At 67.1% G+C, this 3702-nt stretch carries 4 protein-coding genes and 2 pseudogenes; 3 read left to right on the top strand and 3 right to left on the bottom strand.

All coding sequences use genetic code 11. The annotated features are described in order from the left end of the window. Nucleotides 1-136, bottom strand: a pseudogene (locus tag BRW65_RS30695) (acetyl-CoA C-acyltransferase); the annotation flags it as partial. Between the two features lie 78 nt (nucleotides 137-214). On the opposite strand from BRW65_RS30695, the gene mce reads away from it, so the two are divergent. Further along, nucleotides 215-682 carry a methylmalonyl-CoA epimerase gene (gene mce / locus BRW65_RS30690; protein ID WP_167374122.1) on the top strand — a complete coding sequence of 156 codons (468 nt, stop codon included), beginning with the start codon at nucleotides 215-217 and terminating at the stop codon, nucleotides 680-682. Here the strand turns inward: mce and BRW65_RS32595 are convergent, their stop codons facing one another. After that, the gene (locus tag BRW65_RS32595) at nucleotides 683-979 is read right to left on the bottom strand and encodes a hypothetical protein (protein WP_073881209.1); all 297 of its coding nucleotides are present in this window, start codon (nucleotides 977-979) and stop codon (nucleotides 683-685) included. Between the two features lie 22 nt (nucleotides 980-1001). Next, the gene (nucS, locus tag BRW65_RS30680; protein WP_073881207.1) at nucleotides 1002-1673 is read right to left on the bottom strand and encodes an endonuclease NucS; all 672 of its coding nucleotides are present in this window, start codon (nucleotides 1671-1673) and stop codon (nucleotides 1002-1004) included. 45 nt (nucleotides 1674-1718) lie between these two features. Here nucS and BRW65_RS30675 point away from each other — a divergent pair, with 45 nt between their 5' ends. Continuing rightward, nucleotides 1719-3326: an adenylate/guanylate cyclase domain-containing protein gene (locus BRW65_RS30675; RefSeq protein ID WP_073881205.1), complete on the top strand. Its 1608-nt coding sequence runs from the start codon at nucleotides 1719-1721 to the stop codon at nucleotides 3324-3326. A gap of 61 nt (nucleotides 3327-3387) precedes the next feature. Beyond that, nucleotides 3388-3702: pseudogene (locus BRW65_RS30670) on the top strand (hypothetical protein); the annotation flags it as partial.

Raw genomic sequence — 3702 nt, 5'->3', positions numbered from 1 at the left:
AGGCGGGAACGTTGGCCTTCTCCAACGCTCCGGCAATCGCAATCGCACCCAAATCGCTGGCCGAAAAATCCTTCAGCGAACCCATCAACTTGCCGATCGGCGTGCGCGCTCCAGCAACGATCACCGACGTCGTCATAACAACCTCCCAAAGGTCCGCGGACGGCCGATCCGGCCTCCCGGAGAAGCGCAATCTTTGCCGCCAGGTTACCTTTATGTGATGACGACCGATCAAGTTGACGCCCGTCAGATCCTGGCCACCGGGCTGGTGACGGCGATCGATCACGTCGGCATCGCAGTCGCCGACCTCGACACGGCAATCGCTTGGTACCACGATCACCTCGGCATGATCCTGATGCACGAGGAAGTCAATGAGGACCAGGGAATCCGCGAGGCGATGCTGGCCGTGCGGGGCGCTCCGACCGGTACCGCGCAGATCCAGCTGATGGCCCCGATCGACGACTCCTCGACCATCGCCAAATTCCTTGACAAGCGCGGGCCCGGCATCCAGCAGATGGCGGTCCGCGTAAGCGACCTGGACGGCGTGATCGAGCACCTGCGCTCCCAGGGCATCCGGCTCGTCTACGAAGCCCCGCGTCGTGGCACGGCAAACTCGCGGATCAACTTCATCCACCCCAAGGACGCCGGCGGCGTCCTCATCGAGCTGGTCGAACCGGCCGCCTGATCAAGACCACTTCCGGGTCGGACCCCGCGTAGCGCGGTGGTTCCAGCACGGGGTATGCCAATGCCGCCGATCGTCGGCCCCGCCGAGCGTCGGATCGACGGGCCACACCACCAGATGTGGGGCGCCGACGCGAATTTCGTGATCACAACCCGGACAGCGGTAGGTCTTGACCGCACGGGCGGACGCGACCGGACGGACCTCGTACTCGTGGCCGTCGGGGCCGATCTCCACCCGGCGTGACGCCGGGGGCGGCGACGACTGCCACCGCCGACGTGGCGGTGGGCGGCGCCGGGCCATGCCGCCAGCCTAGCCGGGAGGCTCAGAACAGTCGGTATTCGTCGCTGTCCATGCCGCGCATCTTGTCGTAATCCAATGTGATGCAACGGATCCCGCGGTCGGTGGCCAGTGTGCGCGCCTGTGGTTTGATCTGCTGGGCCGCGAACACGCCCTTCACCGGGGCAAGCACGCTGTCGCGGTTGAGCAACTCGAGGTAACGGGTCAGCTGCTCGACCCCGTCGATCTCGCCGCGTCGCTTGATCTCCACCGCGACCGACCCGCCCTGCTCGTCACGGCAAAGCAGGTCGACGGGCCCGATGGCGGTCATGTATTCGCGACGAACCAGCGTGTAGCCCTCGCCGAGCAGTTGCACGTGCTCGGCGAGCAACGCCTGCAGGTGGGCCTCGACCCCGTCCTTGACCAGCCCGGGGTCCACCCCGAGGTCGTGGCTGGAGTCGTGCTCGACATCCTCGACGGTGATGCGCAGCTGTTCGCCGGCCTTGTTCTGCACCACCCACACCGGCGCCTGCTCACCGGGCTCCTCGGTCATCCAGCACGGCGGGCTCATCCAATTCAACGGCTTGTAGGCGCGGTCATCGGCATGCACGCTGACCGATCCGTCGGCCTTGAACAGCAGCAGCCTGCGGGCCGAGGGAAGATGCGCGGTGAGCCGGCCGACGTAGTCCACAGTGCACTGGGCGATCACTAGACGCACCCGACTCACCTTAGAGCGTGGCCGACAAATTAGGCTGACGCCACCATGTCGGCCACGCAGAGCTTGGCGAAACGCATCGGGCGGGTGCTCGAAAGGGTCACCCGCCAGAGCGGCCGGTTGCCGGAGACCCCGGCGTACGGCTCCCTGCTGCTGGGACGGGTCTCCGAGAGCCAGGCACGTCGCCGCGTCCGCATCCAGATCATCCTGACCGTGCTGGTCCTTGGCGTGAACCTGATCGGCATCGGCGTGGCACTGCTGTTGGTGATTGTCGCCATTCCCCAGCCGAGCATCTTCCACGACGCGCCGGCCTGGATCACGTTCGCGGTCTCACCGGCCTACATCGCGTTGGCCCTGGCGGTGGGCACCTATTGGATCACCCGCCGGACCGTGCTCTCGTTGCGCTGGGCGATCGAGGAGCGCCAGCCGAACGCGGAAGACGAGCGCAACACCTTCCTGGCGCCCTGGCGGATCGCCCGCTTCGACCTCATCCTGTGGGGTGTCGGGGCGGTCGTGTATACGACGCTCTACGGCCTGGTCAACACCCTGTTCATCCCGCGGTTCCTCATCGCGGTGGCCATCTGCGGCATCCTGGTGGCGACCGCCAGCTATCTGATCGCCGAGTTTGCCCTGCGTCCCGTCGCGGCACAGGCACTGGAGGCGGGGCCACCGCCACGGCGTTTCTCTGCCGGCATCATGGGCCGGACCATGGTGGTCTGGTTCCTGGCCTCGGGACTGCCGGTGCTCGGCATCGCCTGCCTGGCTGGCTTCGAGCTGCTGATGCGTAACCTCACCCAAACCCAATTCGCGGTCGGCGTGTTGATCATTTCGATGGCCACGGTGATCTTCGGTTGCCTGCTGATGTGGATCCTGGCCTGGCTCACCGCAACTCCGGTGCGCGTGGTGCGCGCGGCGTTGCGCCGCGTCGAGCGTGGCGATCTGCGCGGCGATCTCGTTGTTTTCGATGGCACCGAACTCGGTGAGCTGCAACGGGGATTCAACTCGATGGTCGACGGGTTACGCGAACGCGAGCGTGTCCGTGACCTTTTCGGCCGGCACGTCGGACGCGAGGTCGCTTTGGCCGCGGAACGCGAGCGGCCGAAGCTGGGGGGCGAAGAACGTCATGTCGCGGTCGTGTTCATCGACATCGTCGGCTCCACCCAACTAGTCACCAGCCGCCCTCCGGCCGAAGTCGTTTCGGTGCTCAATCAATTCTTCGGCATCGTCGTCGAGGAAGTGGACCGACACTGCGGGCTGGTCAACAAGTTCGAGGGCGACGCGACGCTGGCCATTTTCGGGGCCCCGAATCGTCTGGAGCGTCCGGAAGACGAGGCGCTGGCCGCCGCGAGAGCCATGGTCGAGCGGCTCAACGAAGAGATGCCCGAGTGCCAGGCCGGCATCGGCGTCGCGGCGGGCCAGGTCGTCGCCGGCAACGTCGGCGCCAGGGAACGCTTCGAATACACCGTGATCGGCGGGCCGGTCAACGAGGCGGCCCGCCTGTGCGAGCTCGCCAAGTCCCATCCCGGGCGGTTGCTCGCAACCGCCGATGCGCTCGAAGGCGCGAGCGAGAATGAGCGCGCCCGTTGGTCTTTGGGCGAGACGGTGACCCTGCGCGGGCACGAGCGTCCCACCCGGCTGGCGTCACCGATTGATTGATTTTCGACCCGAGTGGGTAAGGGGACTAAGGACATGGCTCCTTACAGAGATTGGTGTTGACATGACCGGTAATGGAACCGCGCGGCGGGTTTCCATCGCCGCGGGGATCGCCGCGGCGATCGCCTTGAGCTCGTTGACCGCGGGCTGCAGCTCAGGCAACAACAACAAGAACCCGACGACGACTTCGACCGTCACCACCACCGTCACGACGCCCGCCAGCGTCACCACGACGGCGCCGGCGGCGACGACACCGGCCGGACCCGGGGGCGGCCCCGAGACCGGGCCAGGCGGCGCCACGACCGCCGGACCGGGTGGCTCCGGCGCCGGCGCCGGACCCGGTGGGGCGAGCGCGGGCGTGCCGGGCGCGGGCGCGTCC

This window comes from Mycobacterium paraffinicum (genome assembly GCF_001907675.1).
GTDB classification, from domain to species: Bacteria; Actinomycetota; Actinomycetes; order Mycobacteriales; family Mycobacteriaceae; genus Mycobacterium; species Mycobacterium paraffinicum_A.
The sequence above is the reverse complement of the archived record's forward strand: the minus strand, read 5'-3'. Positions and strand labels throughout refer to the sequence as shown.